Annotated in this window: 13 protein-coding genes; all 13 read left to right on the top strand. The window is 46.8% G+C overall.

Annotation, left to right across the window (positions count from 1 at the left end):
* The first annotated feature begins 9 nt into the window (after positions 1 to 9).
* Positions 10 to 396 (top strand): hypothetical protein, encoded by a 387-nt coding sequence (locus BN3261_RS09735; protein ID WP_021651885.1) that lies wholly within the window; start codon positions 10 to 12, stop codon positions 394 to 396.
* The gene (gene hemW / locus BN3261_RS09730) at positions 386 to 1522 is read left to right on the top strand and encodes a radical SAM family heme chaperone HemW (RefSeq protein ID WP_059086149.1); all 1137 of its coding nucleotides are present in this window, start codon (positions 386 to 388) and stop codon (positions 1520 to 1522) included. Before BN3261_RS09735 ends, hemW begins: the two co-directional genes overlap by 11 nt.
* 155 nt (positions 1523 to 1677) lie before the next feature.
* Positions 1678 to 4527 carry an excinuclease ABC subunit UvrA gene (gene uvrA, locus BN3261_RS09725; RefSeq protein ID WP_059086148.1) on the top strand — a complete coding sequence of 950 codons (2850 nt, stop codon included), beginning with the start codon at positions 1678 to 1680 and terminating at the stop codon, positions 4525 to 4527.
* A 132-nt stretch (positions 4528 to 4659) separates the two neighbouring features.
* On the top strand, positions 4660 to 5643 hold the full coding sequence (locus BN3261_RS09720) for a rod shape-determining protein (protein ID WP_022426956.1): 984 nt from the start codon (positions 4660 to 4662) through the stop codon (positions 5641 to 5643).
* Between the two features lie 125 nt (positions 5644 to 5768).
* Positions 5769 to 8042, top strand: a complete 2274-nt coding sequence (locus BN3261_RS09715; protein WP_015527431.1) for an SF1B family DNA helicase RecD2 — start codon at positions 5769 to 5771, stop codon at positions 8040 to 8042.
* The gene (locus BN3261_RS09710) at positions 8039 to 8746 is read left to right on the top strand and encodes a ComF family protein (RefSeq protein WP_059086147.1); all 708 of its coding nucleotides are present in this window, start codon (positions 8039 to 8041) and stop codon (positions 8744 to 8746) included. Before BN3261_RS09715 ends, BN3261_RS09710 begins: the two co-directional genes overlap by 4 nt.
* Positions 8747 to 8893: 147 nt before the next feature.
* Positions 8894 to 9328: a hypothetical protein gene (locus BN3261_RS09705; protein ID WP_015527429.1), complete on the top strand. Its 435-nt coding sequence runs from the start codon at positions 8894 to 8896 to the stop codon at positions 9326 to 9328.
* Complete coding sequence (locus tag BN3261_RS09700) at positions 9325 to 10434, top strand: hypothetical protein (protein ID WP_022426958.1); 1110 nt, start codon at positions 9325 to 9327, stop codon at positions 10432 to 10434. The genes BN3261_RS09705 and BN3261_RS09700 overlap by 4 nt, the downstream gene beginning before the upstream one ends.
* Before the next feature lie 42 nt (positions 10435 to 10476).
* Complete coding sequence (gene cdaA, locus BN3261_RS09695; protein WP_015527426.1) at positions 10477 to 11361, top strand: diadenylate cyclase CdaA; 885 nt, start codon at positions 10477 to 10479, stop codon at positions 11359 to 11361.
* A complete protein-coding gene (locus tag BN3261_RS09690) occupies positions 11342 to 12643 on the top strand; it encodes a CdaR family protein (RefSeq protein WP_059086146.1) in 1302 nt (433 codons plus the stop codon). Before cdaA ends, BN3261_RS09690 begins: the two co-directional genes overlap by 20 nt.
* A gap of 58 nt (positions 12644 to 12701) precedes the next feature.
* Complete coding sequence (locus tag BN3261_RS09685; protein WP_015527424.1) at positions 12702 to 12965, top strand: HPr family phosphocarrier protein; 264 nt, start codon at positions 12702 to 12704, stop codon at positions 12963 to 12965.
* 52 nt (positions 12966 to 13017) lie between these two features.
* Complete coding sequence (locus tag BN3261_RS09680) at positions 13018 to 15906, top strand: L,D-transpeptidase family protein (RefSeq protein WP_059086145.1); 2889 nt, start codon at positions 13018 to 13020, stop codon at positions 15904 to 15906.
* Between the two features lie 171 nt (positions 15907 to 16077).
* A complete protein-coding gene (locus BN3261_RS09675; RefSeq protein WP_059086144.1) occupies positions 16078 to 17625 on the top strand; it encodes a GH25 family lysozyme in 1548 nt (515 codons plus the stop codon).
* Positions 17626 to 17667 lie beyond the last annotated feature (42 nt).

Here is a 17667-nt window from a genome sequence, read left to right as displayed (position 1 = left end):
GATGACTTTTTGAAAAAAAATATAAAAAAACTGTTTCTGGCAGCAGGACTTCTGGCTATAACAGGAGCTCTGCTTACCGGATGTGGTTCAAAGAAGAAAAATGCAGAAGAGGAAAGTGTGATCAAAATCAGTACAGCGCCGGAACCGACTGCCACTCCTGATCCGAAAACCGTAGATCCGGATGCAGTGACGAGCAATGGAAATCTGACAATGGTCAATGAGTACCTGGCAGAAAACGGCAGCGAGGCACTGGGGATTGATGGCGTGACACCGACACCGGCTGCTTCAGACGGAAGTACGGATAATGCGGATAGTGCCGGTGAAGATACAAGCTCCGATGAGGATAATGATACATCAGGTAGTGGTGGAGAGGAAGGAGCCATGGATGGAGAATGAGGCGAAAAAACCGCTGGAGCTCTATATCCATATTCCGTTTTGTGTGAAAAAATGTGATTACTGTGATTTCCTTTCCGGACCTGCCGGAAAAGAGAGACAGCAGGAATATTTCCAGGCTCTGGAAAGGGAGATCGCTGCTGTTCCGGATTTTTCGGACAGGGAGATCACCACAGTTTTTATCGGCGGAGGAACACCTTCCGTGCCGGATCCGTCTCTTGTTGGAGAGATGCTGGATCAGATCAGAAATAAGTTTTTTGTGGCCCCGGATGCTGAGATTACCATCGAAGCAAATCCGGGGACTTTATATAAAGAAAAACTTCAAATATATCTGGAACACGGGATCAACCGGCTGAGTCTGGGGCTTCAGTCCCCGCAGAATCGGGAATTAAAGATCCTTGGAAGGATCCATACGTGGGAAGAGTTTCAGGAGAGCTTTTTTATGGCAAGGGATGCAGGCTTTTCCAACATCAATATCGATCTGATGAGTGCCATTCCGGAACAGACCTATGCAGACTGGGAAAAAAATCTCCGCACGGTGGCAGGGCTTTCGCCGGAACATATTTCCGCCTACAGTCTGATCATTGAGGAAGGCACTCCTTTCGGGGAGAGAAAGCTGAAATTGCCGGATGAGGATACGGAGTACCGTATGTATGAGAATACGGCAGGAATCCTGGCGGAATATGGGTTTCATCAGTACGAGATCTCCAATTATGCGAAAGGTGGACGGGAATGCCGTCATAATAAGGGATACTGGCAGAGGATCGATTATCTGGGACTGGGACTTGGGGCGTCTTCACTTCTGGATCATATGCGTTTTTCCAATACTGCGGATATGAAGGAATATATTGGAAACAGTGCGTTTCCGGATAAGATCCGCCAGAATATGGAAAGCCTTACAGAGGCAGATGAGATGGCTGAGTTTATGTTTCTGGGGCTTCGGATGACAGAGGGCGTTTCAATGGAAGCGTTTGCGGAATATTTCGGAAAAAATATGGAAAACGTTTACGGAGAGGTCCTGAAAAAACATCTGGAGATCGGAATGCTGGAACAAAAAGGAGACAGGATATATCTTTCGAGAAGGGGAATCCATGTGAGCAATGGAGTGATGGCGGATTTTCTGCTGTAGAAAAATTTGTCGATTTTTTCACCTTGACGAACGGATGTTCTGGCAGTATACTGATAAAAAATCAGAAGTTTTACAGCGGAATAAGAGAGGTAGATTCTGCTGTTGAGAAGAATACCGGAGTATTTTTGTATGACCGGACAGAGTAGGAGGCTTTCATGTCAGCAGAAGCAAACGATAAGAAACGTTTTATCAGGATACGCGGAGCCAATGAGAATAATCTTAAGAATCTTAGCGTCGATATTCCCAGAGACCAGTTTGTGGTACTTACCGGACTCAGTGGCTCCGGTAAGTCATCTCTTGCATTTGATACCATTTATGCAGAGGGGCAGAGACGTTATATGGAGTCACTTTCTTCCTATGCGAGGCAGTTCCTGGGACAGATGGAGAAACCGGATGTGGAGAGTATCGAGGGCCTTCCGCCGGCAATCTCCATTGATCAGAAGTCAACGAACCGGAATCCCCGTTCTACAGTGGGTACGGTAACGGAGATCTACGATTATTTCCGACTTCTGTATGCCCGTGTGGGAATCCCGCACTGTCCCAAATGTGGAAGGGAAATCCGCAAACAGACGGTAGATCAGATGGTGGATCAGATCATGACGCTTCCGGAACGCCAGAAGATCCAGCTTCTTGCACCGGTAGTGCGGGGCCGTAAGGGAACCCATGTTAAACTTCTGGATCAGGCCAGAAGAAGCGGATATGTGAGAGTGCAGATCGATGGAAATCTCTATGAGCTTTCTGAGGAGATTAAGCTGGATAAGAATATCAAACATAACATTGAGATCGTTGTGGATCGACTTATTGTGAAACCGGGAATAGAGAAGCGTCTTTCCGATTCCATTGAAACCGTGCTGGATCTGGCGGATGGTCTGCTGGTAGTAGACACTATGGACGGGAAGCTTCTGAATTTCAGTCAGAGTTTTTCCTGTCCGGATTGCGGCATTAGCATTGATGAGATCGAACCCAGGAGCTTTTCCTTTAATAATCCGTTTGGTGCTTGTCCCCAGTGTCTGGGTCTTGGATATAAGATGGAATTTGATATCGATCTGATGATCCCGGATAAGAAACGGAGTATCAATGAAGGAGCTATCGCTGTTCTCGGATGGCAGTCCTGTACCACGCAGGGAAGCTTTTCCAGAGCGATCCTGGATGCCCTGGCAAGGGAATATGAATTTTCTCTGGATACACCTTTCTGCGAGTATCCGAAGAAGGTCCAGGATATCCTCATCCATGGTACCGGCGGTCATTCTGTGAAGGTTTATTATAAAGGACAGCGGGGAGAGGGCGTTTACGATGTGGCGTTCCCGGGACTGATCCGCAATGTGGAGCAGAGATACCGTGAAACCGGTTCCGAGGCCATGAAGCAGGAATACGAGAGCTTTATGCGGATTACTCCGTGCACCACATGTAAGGGACAGAGGCTGAAGAAGGAGTCACTGGCAGTGACCGTGGCGGATAAGAATATTTATGAAGTGACCAATATGCCGGTACAGAAGCTGCAGGGCTTTCTCCGCGATCTGAAGCTTTCAAAGCAGCAGGAGCTTATTGGAAGACAGATCCTGAAGGAAATCCGCGCCAGGGTTGGATTTCTGGCAGAGGTTGGCCTGGAGTATCTTTCACTTGGAAGAGCTACCGGAACCCTTTCCGGCGGAGAGGCTCAGAGGATCCGTCTTGCCACACAGATCGGATCCGGGCTTGTGGGGGTTGCATATATCCTGGATGAGCCGAGTATCGGGCTTCACCAGAGAGATAATGACAAGCTTCTGGGGGCACTGATGCGTCTCCGTGATCTTGGCAACAGTCTGATCGTGGTGGAGCATGATGAAGATACCATGCGTGCTGCAGACTGTGTCATCGATATCGGCCCCGGAGCCGGAGAACATGGCGGACAACTGGTCGCAATGGGGACAGCTGAGGATCTGATGAAAAATGAGCAGTCTGTGACAGGAGCTTATTTAAGCGGAAGGCTGAAGATCCCGGTACCGGAAGTGAGGAAGGAACCAACCGGATTTCTTCATATAAAGGGTGCTGCAGAGAACAACCTGAAGCATATCGACGTAGATATTCCTCTGGGAGTGATGACCTGTATCACAGGTGTTTCCGGCTCCGGTAAGAGCTCTCTGATCAATGAAATCTTGTACAAGAGACTTGCCAGAGACCTGAACCGTGCCAGAGTGATCCCCGGGAAACATGATGACATCCTGGGTATCGATCAGCTGGATAAGGTGATCAATATCGACCAGTCCCCGATCGGAAGAACTCCCCGTTCCAATCCTGCCACATATACCGGAGTTTTTGACCAGATCCGTGATCTTTTTGCAGCCACCGCAGATGCCAAGGCAAAGGGCTACAAGAAAGGCCGTTTCAGTTTTAATGTCAAGGGCGGACGGTGCGAGGCCTGCAGCGGTGACGGAATCATCAAGATCGAGATGCATTTTCTTCCGGATGTATATGTGCCTTGCGAAGTCTGCAAGGGCAAACGCTACAATCGTGAGACTCTGGAAGTGAAGTATAAGGGCAAGAGTATTTATGATGTATTGAATATGACTGTGGAAGAAGCACTGACATTTTTTGAGAATGTACCGTCGATCCGGAGAAAGATCGAGACCCTGTATGATGTAGGGCTTTCCTATATCCGTCTGGGTCAGCCCTCCACCACTCTTTCCGGAGGAGAAGCACAGCGTATCAAGCTTGCCACAGAACTCAGCAAGCGCAGTACCGGAAAGACGATCTATATCTTGGATGAGCCTACCACAGGACTGCACTTTGCGGATGTCCACAAGCTGATCGAGATCCTGCGCCGTCTGTCTGAAGGAGGAAACACCGTTGTGGTCATTGAGCACAATCTGGATGTGATCAAGACGGCGGATCATATTATTGATATCGGACCGGAAGGCGGTGACAGAGGCGGAACGGTAATTGCCAGAGGAACTCCGGAGGAAGTAGCAGAGAATCCGGTTTCCTACACCGGTAAATATGTGAAAAAATATCTGGAACAGAAATAACCGGTAAAAGTTCTTTTCAATTTCTGTGGTTTTGTATATAATGAAGTGCGGGAACGTTTCGGCACAGACCGGAACAGAATAAGTCAGAAATGCGTCAGCATATGAACGTGTATGACGCAGGCGGGAGGATTTATGCCGGCAAAGGATATTGGAATCGATCTGGGAACCAGAAACAGTCTGGTGTTTTCCACAGGCAAGGGAATCGTTTTAAGAGAGCCCTCTGTGGTTGTTTATGATAAAGATACAGAGAAGATCAGAGCAATCGGTGAGGAAGCCAGACAGATGGCAAGCCATCTGACTTCCAATATGGAAGTGATCTGGCCAATCCGAAGAGGTGTGATCGTAGATTATAATGTAATGGAAAAGATGCTGAAATATTTTATTTCACAGGCTATGGGACGGAGAGCGTTCCGGAAGCCGAGAGTCAGCATCAGTGTTCCGAGCGGGATCACAGAGATTGAGCGTAAAGCAATTGAGGAAGCTGCCTATCAGTCAGGAGCCAGGGAAGTTTTTCTTGTGGATGAGCCCATTGCTGCTGCTATCGGGGCAGGTGTAGACATTACCAAGCCATTTGGCAATCTGATCGTGGACATCGGTGCAGGGACCACGGATGTTGCGGTCGTATCCGTAGGAGGTGTGGTTGTTTCCGCATCTGTGAAGGTTGCAGGAGATAATTTTGATCATGCGATCATGAATTATGTACGTGAGAAGCACAGCCTCTTTATCGGGGAGGATGCAGCGGAGAATATCAAGATCAAGATCGGAACAGCCAGTGAAGAAGCGGATCTTCGCACGATGGAGGTCAAGGGCAGAAATATCATCACAGGACTTCCGAAGGTGGCAACACTGACTTCTGAGGAGATCCGGACCGCTTTGCGGGAAACGACCGGACAGATCGTAGAGACAGTCCATGGCGTTCTTGAGAAAACACCGCCGGAGCTGGCAGCAGATATCATGGACAGAGGAATCGTTCTTACAGGCGGAGGTGCCATGCTGCATGGAATGGATGCATTGATCGAGCAGAAAACAGGAGTCAGCACATTGACTGTGCAGGATGCAATGCTTGTAGTGGCTGCCGGAACAGGAAAATATGCGGAAATCATGTCAAGGATGTAAACCGTTATGAGGTGTCCGGACGGCACAGGGTCAGAGAAGAGACTGCCGCAGGAAACTCATACAGATAAGGCGCTGCAGCTGCAGTGCCTTTTGCTGTTATCAGAGGTTTACAGATGGAGAAAAAAATGAGTGAGACAGTTACAGGATATATAGATCATGTGATCTTCCGAAATGAAGATAATGGATATACGGTCATGGTACTGAAAGGGATGGAAGAGGAACGGGAACTGACCTGTGTGGGGACATTTCCTGCGATCACCCAGGGGGCTGCCATTGAAGCTTCCGGAAATTATACAACACATCCGGTGTATGGCAAGCAGTTTCAGATAGCCTCCTACGTGGAAAAAATGCCGGAGGATGCACTGGCCATGGAACGTTATCTGGGTTCCGGTGCGATCAAGGGGATCGGAGCGGCACTGGCAGCCAGGATCGTACGTCGTTTCGGTGATGATACTATGCGTATCGTAGAGGAAGAGCCGGAGCGGCTGGCTGAGATCAAGGGAATCAGCGAAAAAAAGGCCATGGAGATCGCAGAACAGATGACGGAGAAAGCAGATATGCGCCGCGCTATGATCTTTCTCCAGAAATACGGGATATCACTGAATCTCGGCGCAAAGATCTATCAGAAATACGGGCAGACTGTATATGGAGTCCTGCAGGAGAATCCGTATCGCCTTGCAGAGGATATCAGTGGTGTGGGATTCCGTATCGCAGATGAGATCGCTTCCCGGATCGGGATCCATACAGATTCAGATTACAGGATAAGAAGCGGAATGTTGTATACTCTCCTACAGGCTTCAGGAGAAGGCCATATCTATCTCCCGAAGGAGGAACTTTTTTCCAGGGCATCCGGACTTTTGGGAGTAGATTCCTCCTATATGGAAAAACATCTCATGGATATGGTAGTAGACCGGAAACTGATCCTGAAAGAAACAGAAGACGGTGCAGTTGTCTATCCCACACGATATTATTATCTTGAGCTGAATTCAGCCAGAATGCTCTGTGAGCTGAACATCCTCTGCCCGGAAGATGAGGAGATGATGGAGAAACGGATCAACAGGATCGAAAAGGAGACAGGAACCCGGTTAGATGAAATGCAGAAACAGGCAGTGGCGGCAGCTGCCAGTCATGGTCTGTTCATTCTGACCGGCGGGCCGGGAACCGGAAAGACTACAACGATCAATGCGATTATCCGTTATTTTGAAGAGGAAGGCGCTGAGCTGCGGCTTGCAGCTCCCACCGGCCGTGCAGCCAAGCGAATGACAGAGGCTACCGGATACGAGGCTCAGACGATCCACAGACTTCTGGAGCTGAATGGAATGCCGGAGGAAGAGCAGGAAGGCCGTGCAGTTCATTTTGACAGGAATTCGGAGAATCCGCTGGAAGCGGATGTGATCATCATTGATGAGATGTCCATGGTAGATATCGCACTGATGCATTCATTGCTTCTTGCAGTGACAGCAGGGACCAGACTGATCCTGGTAGGTGATGAAAATCAGCTTCCCAGTGTAGGCCCGGGAAATGTTCTGAGGGATATTATCCGCAGCGGCTGTTTTCCGGTAGTAGAGTTGAAAAAGATTTTCCGCCAGGCATCTGAAAGTGATATTGTGGTGAATGCACATAAGATCAACCGGGGCGAGCAGGTGACCATCAATAACAAGAGCCGGGATTTCTTTTTTCTGAAAAGATATGACGCGGACATCATTATCCGTGTGGTGATCGCACTGATCCAGGAGAAGCTTCCGCGTTATGTAGATGCAAAGCCCTATGAGATCCAGGTGCTCACGCCTATGCGTAAGGGACTTTTAGGTGTGGAGCGGCTGAACCAGATACTTCAGAGATATCTGAACCCGCCGGATGAAAAGAAAAAGGAGAAAGAGATCGGACAGCGCCTTTTCCGTGAAGGGGATAAGGTGATGCAGGTGAAGAACAATTACCAGCTGGAGTGGGAAATCCTTGGACGATACAAGATTCCTGTGGATAAAGGTGTGGGCGTGTTTAATGGAGATACCGGTATTATGACGGAGATCAATGAATTTGCGGAAACGGCTACCGTGGAATTTGAGGATGGCAGACAGGCAGAATATTCCTTCAAACAGCTTGAGGAACTGGAACTTGCCTATGCAGTGACCATACATAAGTCCCAGGGCTCAGAATATCCGGCAGTGATCCTTCCGATCCTTTCCGGACCAAGGATGCTGATGAATCGGAATCTTCTGTATACAGCAGTGACCAGAGCCAGAAAATGTGTTACCGTAGTAGGCAGCGAGACCACTTTTGCGGAGATGATCCGTAATGAAAAACAGCAGCAGAGATACAGCTCTTTGGACAGACGGATCCGGGAGCTGGATGAATCTGAACAGAAAGAGAGCGCCATCGGGGAGAAAGGACTTTCTTGAAAAAAACAGCAGATTTTTTACTGGACATGCTTTACCCGAAAAAATGCCCGCTATGTCATCAGATACTGAAAGAAAAAGACCGGCTGATTTGCCCGGAGTGTTCCGGAAAGGTCAGGCCTATATCCGGTCCCAGGTGTATGAAATGCGGAAGACCGGTAAGAATGGAAGAGGAATACTGTGAAGACTGCCGCAAGGGTGTCCATCATTTTACGGAGGGCAGAAGTATTTTCTGGTACGGAGAGGTCTGGAGACAGTCTCTGGTACGATTTAAGTATTACGGATGTCGGGAATATGGGGATTTTTATGCAAAGGCAATGAGCGTCTTCGGAAAAAAATATCTGGAACGGTGGAAGCCTGATCTGATCGTTCCCGTTCCTCTGCATCCCAGAAAAAAAAGGATGAGAGGTTTTAACCAGGCAGCATATCTGGCAGAAAGGCTCAGTGTTCTTACGGGGATCCCATGGAATGAGCATCTGGTAAAGAAGATACGAAGCACAAGATCTCAGAAAAAACTTAATGCCATACAGAGGCGTCAGAACCTGAAAAATGCATATCAGGTAACCGAAAAGATCCCGGGTTTTTCTGTACTTGTGGTGGATGATGTATACACAACAGGAAGTACGGCAGATGCCATGGCAATGTGTCTTCTTGAGGCCGGTGCAGAGAAAGTTTATTTTCTGACAATATGCGCAGGAAGGGCATGAAACAGCCGAAAAAACACTTTTCATAGGTATGGAACTATGCTACAATAAATTTGATTGCAGTTAAACAGTATAACTGTATGGAAAGCGTAATGCAGATCATATATCGGGGATTTTCCTGATAAAGAAAGCTTATGAGGAGTTATTTTTATGGTAAATGAAGAAAAAGTGAAGATCATGAACCGTCTGGCCATGTATGAGCATGGAGAAGGCAGGAAGTATCTTCCGGTGAGCAGATATTATCGAAGTGATTATATTGGACTTGCACTGATCAGAAACTTTTTTCTGGTAACGATCGGATATATATTGGGACTTGCAGGCGTTGCCGCATATTTCAGCGAATATCTTATGGATAATGTGAATAAGATTAATCTGGTCGAGGTTGGGATCTATATCATCGTCGGTTATCTGATCGTGCTTGTTGTATATTCGATACTGACCTACATCCAGTATTCTGTGAAATATTTCCGGGCAAAAAAAAGTGTCAGGGAATATTATCAGGATCTTACAAGACTGGAAAAAATCTACGGGCGGGAGGAAAAAAGAAATCCGGTCCGGAGAAATGCAGGAGGACATAGAAAATGACAGCTTTACTTGAGATCAAACAGAATATCAAAAGATTTTACGGACAATATGAAGTATATATACTGCCGGTCCTGAAGTTTGTTCTGGCATTTGCCTATTTTCTCTGGATCAACAGCAATATGGGCTACATGAAACAGCTGGATAATATTTTTGTTGTCCTGATCCTGGCGCTTGTATGTTCGATCCTTCCGGTTTCCGTGATGATGTTTATGGGATTTGCGTTGATGATCGGGCACTGTTATGCAGTCGGGATCGAAACGGCAGGATTTATGCTGCTTCTTATTCTGTTTATGCTGATCCTGTTCCTAAGATTCAGCAGGTCACAGAATCTTGCAATGATCCTTACACCACTTTCCTTCGGATTTGGTGTTCCTGCACTTATGCCGATCGGAGCAGGCCTGCTGGGTAGTGCATTGTCAGCGCTTCCGGCCGGATGCGGTGTTGTGATCTATTATTTTATACGGTTTGTACATGCACAGTCGGCGGCACTCAGTGATCCTGCCGCAGAGATCACAGAAAAACTGAAGCTGATCTCTGACGGACTTGTCCACAACTGGGCAATGTGGATCACGGTGATCGCGTTTGTGGTAGTGATCCTGTTTGTGAACCTTCTGAGAACACGGGCGTTTGATTATGCATGGAGGATCGCTGTCATTGCCGGCGGCGTGATCTATATCCTGGTTATCCTTGCCGGAGATTTCTGCATTAGTATTACGGTAGCCATGGTGCCGATGATCCTGTCCACAGTGATCTCCGTACTGGCAGGATTTGTTCTGGAGTTCTTTGTTTTTGGCGGAGATTACAGCAGAACAGAACGTCTGGAATATGAGGATGATGAGTACTATTACTACGTAAAAGCCGTTCCGAAGGCAACGGTCGCCACTTCTGAGAGAAGCATCAAAAAGATCAATGCGGAGCCGGTAAAAGAAGAAAAAAAAGAAGACAATGTTGTGTCTTTCAGTGATGATGTATTTCCTGAGAAGAACGAAATGCATACAGTAAAGATGCCGGATATGGTTTCCGAAAATACAGTAAGTGAGAAACCGCAGGGATTGGACAAGATCGATTTCGAAAAACAGCTGGAGGAATCGCTGAAGGATCTTTAAACAGGAACGATTGGAATAGCTCAGGAAGAAAGGAGGAGACTTATGCAGAATGTGCTGACAGTTGTGGCCGGATATCTGGGGAAGATTTCCCTTCCGGGATTTGGCGTGATAGATATCATTGAGATCGGACTGATTTCCTTTTTTGTATATCAGTTTATGGCATGGATTAAATTTACACGTGCATATACCCTTCTGAAGGGCATTTTGATCGTCCTTGGATTTATCCTGGTCGCATATATCTTCAAAATGAATACGATCCTCTGGATCTTCCGGAACCTGGCTAATGTGCTGGTGATCGGTGTGATCGTAATCTTTCAGCCGGAGCTGAGGAAGGCGCTGGAGCAGCTGGGACAGAAGAAGTTTGTTTCCAACATTATTCCCTTTGATTCCGGCAGGGAAGTGCAGGAGCGTTTCAATGACAAGACTATCAACGAACTGGTAAAGGCCTGTTTTGATATGGGTGAAGTTAAGACCGGAGCACTGATCGTGATCGAGGAAGAGATCCGGCTTGACGAATATGTGAGAACCGGTATCAATATTGACGGTATCCTTACCAGTCAGCTGCTGATCAATATTTTTGAGCATAATACACCTCTTCATGACGGAGCGGTGATCGTGCGTGGGAACCGTGTAGTAGCAGCAACCTGCTATCTGCCTCTTTCAGATAATATGGAACTGAGCAAACAGCTGGGAACAAGACACAGAGCAGGTGTGGGTATCAGCGAAGCTACGGATTCTCTTACGATCATTGTTTCGGAAGAGACAGGACAGGTTTCAGTGGCCAGAGGCGGAGAACTGTCCAGAGGGCTTAACAGCAAGCAGCTTCGTGAAGTACTTGTTTCTGCTCAGAATAAAAAGGTTGTTGACAACGGTAAGCTGAGAAATCTGCTGAAAGGGAGAGTGAAACATGAAGAAAAATCTGACTAAGAACATCCCTTTGAAGATCATGTCGATTATTGTGGGAATCCTGGTGTGGCTGATCGTAGTAAATGTTGATGACCCTATCATTACGAAAGGCTTTGTGATCTCAGATGTGCAGATCATTAACGAAGCTTATGTGGATCAGCTGGGTGAGATGGTCATGCAGGATGACCGTGAAAATTCCGTACGTGTTTATATTACAGGTGATCGGAAGACAGTCAACCGTCTCACCTCAAGTGATATTAAGGCAGTTGCGGATCTGCAGCAGGCCCAGTCTACCGATACAGATCCTGTAATGATTCCCATTACAGCGACCTGCTCCGGGATACTGCCGGAAAACATTAGTGTATCACCGCAGAATCTGAGTGTCCATCTGGAAAAAAAGGTGACCAAAGAATTTGCGATCAATGTTACCAGTGATGACAGCAAGCCGGCACAGGGGCTGGAGATTGCTTCGCTCACCGCAAATCCGGAAAAAGTCCGTATTACAGGACCGGAATCTCTGGTTGGTAAAATAGATAGTGTGAGTGTGGATGTAAGTTCAAAACTTGACGGGATCGATCAGGATACGATGATCACGGACGCAGAACTGACTATCACAGATAAGAATCAGGACACTCTTTCATCAAATTCCATGAGCTATCTGAAATTTGACAACAACGGAAAGGTTAATGTCACGGCAAAGCTCTGGAAGGTGCGTTCTGATATACGGATCAGTGCGGGATATACAGGGGAACCAGCAGAAGGCTATGTTGTGGATAGTGTCACAACAGTACCGGAGACTTTCAGCGTAGCCGGAAGTGAGGAAGCACTGAACAATCTGAAACTTCAGGGAAATACCATTTATCTAGACAATGAGAATGTGGATATTTCAGGAAAGAGCAATGACGTGGAAAAGAAAGTAAACCTGTCAGAGCTTCTTCCGGATGGCCTCAAGCTGACATCAGGATCCAGTACGGACCTCTGGATCACAGTCAATATCCTGCCGGAGGGCAGTAAGATATACAGCTTCCCGACAGAGGATATCAAAGTAAAGGGTCTGCCTGATGATCTGCAGCTGGCATTTGAAGTTGCGGATATTGAACTGAAGGTGCAGGCGGAAGAAGGAGATCTTTCCCAATTTGATCTGAAGTCGGTGGGAGCAGTACTTTCCATGGATGACTGGGAGGAGGGAAGCTACGAAGTACCGATCAAAATCAGTCTTCCGGAAGGCTACAAGCTGCTGGAGGATGTAACCGCCGAGATCAAAATCTCCAAGGTTTCCAATGTAGACAGCAGCAGTCAGTAAGTAATCACAGCTTTGGACAAGGCTTGAAGGATAAGTAATATAAAGGGAGACAGCAGCAATGTTAAGTTATAAGGTAACGGTCAGGAACCCGTCAGGGCTTCATCTTCGTCCCGCAGGGCTTTTGTGCGGCGAGGCAATAAAATACAAATCGTCCATAACATTTCAGTATGCCGGAGGTACAGCGAATGCCAAAAGTGTTCTGAGTGTTCTGGGTGCCTGTGTTAAAAGCGGGGATGAGATCACACTGGTCTGCGAGGGTGAGGATGAACAGGCTGCGATAGATGCGCTTGTGGCTCTTATCGAAGGCGGACTGGGCGAATGATACGTAACAGATACAATAATTATTTACAGCAGCATGATCAGGAGGGATTATTGTGAAGAGAAGAGTTGTGGCAATTTTTCTCAGTCTGACATTATGCATGGGCGGAACTCTGGAAGCCGGCGCTGCGGCTTTGGGAAGTACAGACGTGCAGATGGCAGCAGAGACAGCCGGCAATCCGGCTGAGGATGTATTCAGTGATGAAGCGGAAACGACTGTACAGCAGCCGGAGACAGAAGAGGATCAGACAGGTAGTACTGACAGTACAGACAGTTCAGAAGAAACACCTGTTGCACCGGAGAACCCCGCAGAGACACCGGATGTTATAGAAACACCGGAGATTACAGAGACACCGGAAACTACAGAAGCACCGGATGTGACAACAGAAGACAGTACAGATCCGGGCGATGATTTCAGTGCAGGTGATGCACAGGAACTGGATGCACCGTCAGCAGATACCGCAGTACAGAACAAAGTAGAGAACAACAAGGCAGAGGAAACTTCTACTACCGGAGCATCACTGGTAAACGGTGTAGTCGTTGCCAAGACAAGTGACTGGGTTTCTGCAAACGGTTTTTACAGACTCCGCAAAAAGAAGGTTGCTGCATCTGCAGCCCCGGAGGGAAAAGCTTCTGAGGATCCGGCAGAAAGCAGCGAAGAAGAGCAGAAAACAACAGTTGATGAAACAGCTGCAGCAGCACAGGAGGTACAGCAGACTGAAGAGCTTCCGGATGGTGCAGCAGAGAGTGAGCAGGCTCAGGTACTCCAGAATGAGTCAGCAGAAGGAGAGCAGGAGACTGCAGCCGAGGAAGGTGCAGCAGAAGAAGTTTCTACAGAGGAAGTATCCGCAGCAGAAGCTTCTGCAGAGACAGCATCCGCAGAGACAGCACCCGCAGAAACAGAGACGGCAGTCGAAACATCAGAGAGCGTAGATAACGCAGAGACTCTTGCCCAGGATGAAGGGAACGCTTCTCAGGTATCAGAAACAGGTTCCATCGAAGATAATTATTTTACTGCGCAGGATGGTCTTCTTAAGATCAATACCAACGGACATGTGGGATATTATCTTTTTAATGAAGACGGATATCTGGTAACCGGCCGTATGACCCGTGAGCCAGGTGCAGCAGGTTATACCGGAACACAGAAGACAGAATGGTATTTCCTCGAAAACTCCAAAGCTTCCCTGTATTCGGATTCCACCGGAAAAGCAATCACACCGTGGACATCCAATCTTGGCCAGCAGAAGAGAAATTACTGGTTATGGACAGGAACTGTTTTCCGCTATTATAATTCCCAGGGTGATTACAAATCCATAGAGGCTCAGAACCTTGTAGGCAAGATCAAGAAGATCGGAAATGCTTATTATACACTGATGCGTAACGGAAAACCGCGAACAGGAATCTTGAAGCTGACAACCGGTTCCACAACATATCAGTATTACTTCCAGCCGGCATCAAAGGCAGGAGAGATTCCAGGAAAGCTTTTTTATGGCGGATGGACATATGTTTTAAACAGCAAAAATCAGAAACGTTTTATCTATTGTAGTCCGAAGGCTGCCACACGTGGACAGATCATGAAACATGGAGTTTATGTATCACCTGTAATGTCCAAGAAATATCGATATATGCTGAATGCCAGCGGCTATGTTATGACGAATACAATGGCGAAGGCGCAGAATAACGCATATTATGTTTCAGACAGCAAGGGCCGCATCATTACAAAAAAACTTGTGAAGTATAAAGGCAGCAGATATTATTTCGGAGGCAATGGCCAGAGAGTTTCCTGGAAGAACTGCTGGCATGGCTGCCCGGGTGCATCCAACAAGATTTATTATTTCGGAAGCACAGCAGGAAAAGTTGTTGAAAAATATGGCTGGCAGAAGGTGACCGACGCAAAAGGCCAGTTCTTCGGATGGTTTTACTTTGACAAAAACGGAAACCACTATAAGAGCCAGATGATAACAAACAAGTCCTCCAAAAAGAGCTATTACTTTAATAGCACAGGACAGCTTGCAACAGGAAAAACAAAGATCGGCAAAAAATACTATTTCTTTGCAACATCAGATGCCAATGCGCACAGAGGCTGGATGTACAAGAGTACATTGATCCGTTACCAGAATAAGTGGTATTATGCAGGTGGCAACGGTGTTCTGAAAAAGTCAGGCTGGCAGAAGGTAGGTAAATACTGGTACTATCTGCAGAACTATACCGTTGTGACAAATAAATCCATGAAGCGTGGTTCCGTAAATGGTTATCTGGACAGCCAGGGACGTTTTTCCACCGGCTGGGTGATCGTCAGCGATTACTATGATCAGGTCAAATATATCGATCCGGACAGCGGTTCCAAGTATCTGACCAATACAAGCAGATGGATCGATGGAAAACTGTATTACTTTGATAAGGATGGTTACCGCCGTAATGATGTTTCCAGTATTTACGGAGGACCATATTACCTGGAGGTTGATAAGACCAACGGTGTTATGACTGTATACACAAATAGTAGCAAGACCATTCCTGTTAAGACAATCCGTGTTTCTGTAGGTCTCTCCGGAACACCTACATGGGATGGTACATACAGACTGACCCGCAGTCTGAGATGGCAGCCACTGATGGGACCGTCCTGGGGACAGTATGGAACACATGTTGACGGATGCGGACAGGGAGGAATCTTTATCCATTCCGTAGCCGGATCGACCAGGAGTGTTTATAATCTTCCGGCAGGCGAGTACCTGAAGCTTGGTCAGCCTGCATCTCACGGATGTATCCGTACCTGTGTGGCTGATGCGAAGTGGGTATTTGAGAACTGTAACGGTTCTACGATCCACATTTACAGCAGCGGAAATTACGTTAACAATGAATCCTTCAAGGGACCGTTAGGCCGCAGACCGCTGGCAACCTTCCGTGGAGCCGGAAACTTTGATCCTACAGACCCGGAAGTTCCGTGATCTTTACCGAACAGTACCAGAAAGAAATATATAGAATAACTGAAGACCGATGTTCAGCTGTATGAAGCTGACATCGGTCTTTTTCCATATATGGCTTTACTTTCCATTTTTTCATATGTATAATAAAAGTCATGCACAAATAAACAACATAATTTATGGAAGGAAACTAAAATGAAAAACTGGAAGAAATGGTTGGTGTCAGGCTGTATGGCAGCACTGCTGGGAATCGGAACAATGGGAACTACAGCGATGGCCATGGGCGGCGGAGGCGTAGACCGAAGCGAGGCAGTTGCTGAGGAAGAAAAGGTCCCCAGCGGGAAGGCAACACAGGATTCCAGGGCAAGTTCAAAGGCCTGGAAGAAGATCAACGGTGTCTGCTATAACGGAAGCGGCCAGAAGCTGGAAGGTGCTGTCACACGTGGAATCGATGTTTCTGAGTGGCAGGATACCATCAACTGGAGCCAGGTCAAAAAATCTAATGTAGATTTTGCCTTTGTCAGGATCTCCTATGGTCTGAACCATCTGGATAAGACATATGATTACAACATGAAACAGGCAGAGAAGGCAGGAGTTCCGACAGGAACCTATGTGTACAGCCTTGCGCTGAACACACAGCAGGCACTGAAGGAAGCACAGCTTGCCATCCGTAAAATGGATGGATATAAAGTATCCTATCCGGTGGTTTATGACATTGAATATGATCAGATGCGCAATCTTTCCGCATCACAGATCGCGGATCTGGCAAAGACCTTCTGCAATGAGGTAAAAAAAGCCGGATATCATCCAATGATCTACTGCAATACAGACTGGTATGACAACAAGCTTGACTGGAGCAAGATGACAGGTTATGATGTATGGCTTGCGCGGTATGGTGATACGATCCCGGCTCCTGACAAGAAAAAGTACAAATATACCATCTGGCAGTCCACCGATGGTGACGGTGGCGGATATCTGAATACCACCAAGGGTCTGGTTGCGGGAATCCCGTCTTATTCTACTGTAGATATTGACTTCGGTTATGTTGATTATACCAAGATCATCACACCCAGATGGCATGTACAGACCGGATACAAAGCATCCACCAGACCGGATACCAGCAACTATAAAGGAAAAACCGGCTGGGCAACAGAGAACGGAAAGAAATTTTATTATGTCAATGGTGTCAAAAAATACGGCTGGGTTCAGGTGAAAAATAAGAAATATTATATCCATAAGACCGCAGGAATGTGCCGTTCAAAGCTGATCAGAGATTCCAAGAATATTTCCAGATATGTAGACAAAAATGGAGTCCTTGTGAAAAATACCTGGATCACCTATAAGGAGAAAAAATATTATTTTGACAAAAACGGACATGCATTAAAGGGCATGAAAAAGGTTGGAAAGGACTATTATTATTTTCAGTCCAAATACGGATACATGATGAAACACGTGCGGTACATGAACAGCAGGAATGATGTATATTATTTTGGCGGTGACGGCGTTATGGTCAAAAAGGTATTCTATACATGGAGCGGAAACAATGAAAGCCATACCTATTATTTTGGCTCCAATGGAAAGATGCAGAGAGGCTGGCTCAAACTGGACGGAAAGAGATATTATTTTGATCCGGAAACAGGAATCATGTACAAAAACTGTACTATTGAGAAAAACGGAAAGAGCTATACATTCGATGAAGAGGGTGTATACACAACTGTATCCGCAGCAAATAAGAAAAAATAAAAAAATGCCGGCAGCGAACATAAAGCTGCCGGCATTTTTATG

Origin of the sequence: Blautia massiliensis (ex Durand et al. 2017) (genome assembly GCF_001487165.1) — a bacterium.
GTDB lineage: Bacteria > Bacillota > Clostridia > Lachnospirales > Lachnospiraceae > Blautia_A > Blautia_A fusiformis.
Note: the sequence above shows the minus strand (reverse complement) of the source record. Positions and strands in the feature narration are given on the sequence as shown.

Bases quoted from the DNA above. Each gene is read 5' to 3' on its own strand.
- hemW (WP_059086149.1), top strand. From the start codon at position 386: ATGGAGAATGAGGCGAAAAAACCGCTGGAGCTCTATATCCATATTCCG.
- BN3261_RS09700 (WP_022426958.1), top strand. From the start codon at position 9,325: ATGACAGCTTTACTTGAGATCAAACAGAATATCAAAAGATTTTACGGA.
- BN3261_RS09720 (WP_022426956.1), top strand. From the start codon at position 4,660: ATGCCGGCAAAGGATATTGGAATCGATCTGGGAACCAGAAACAGTCTG.
- cdaA (WP_015527426.1), top strand. From the start codon at position 10,477: ATGCAGAATGTGCTGACAGTTGTGGCCGGATATCTGGGGAAGATTTCC.
- BN3261_RS09675 (WP_059086144.1), top strand. From the start codon at position 16,078: ATGAAAAACTGGAAGAAATGGTTGGTGTCAGGCTGTATGGCAGCACTG.
- BN3261_RS09685 (WP_015527424.1), top strand. From the start codon at position 12,702: ATGTTAAGTTATAAGGTAACGGTCAGGAACCCGTCAGGGCTTCATCTT.
- BN3261_RS09690 (WP_059086146.1), top strand. From the start codon at position 11,342: ATGAAGAAAAATCTGACTAAGAACATCCCTTTGAAGATCATGTCGATT.
- uvrA (WP_059086148.1), top strand. From the start codon at position 1,678: ATGTCAGCAGAAGCAAACGATAAGAAACGTTTTATCAGGATACGCGGA.
- BN3261_RS09705 (WP_015527429.1), top strand. From the start codon at position 8,894: ATGGTAAATGAAGAAAAAGTGAAGATCATGAACCGTCTGGCCATGTAT.
- BN3261_RS09715 (WP_015527431.1), top strand. From the start codon at position 5,769: ATGAGTGAGACAGTTACAGGATATATAGATCATGTGATCTTCCGAAAT.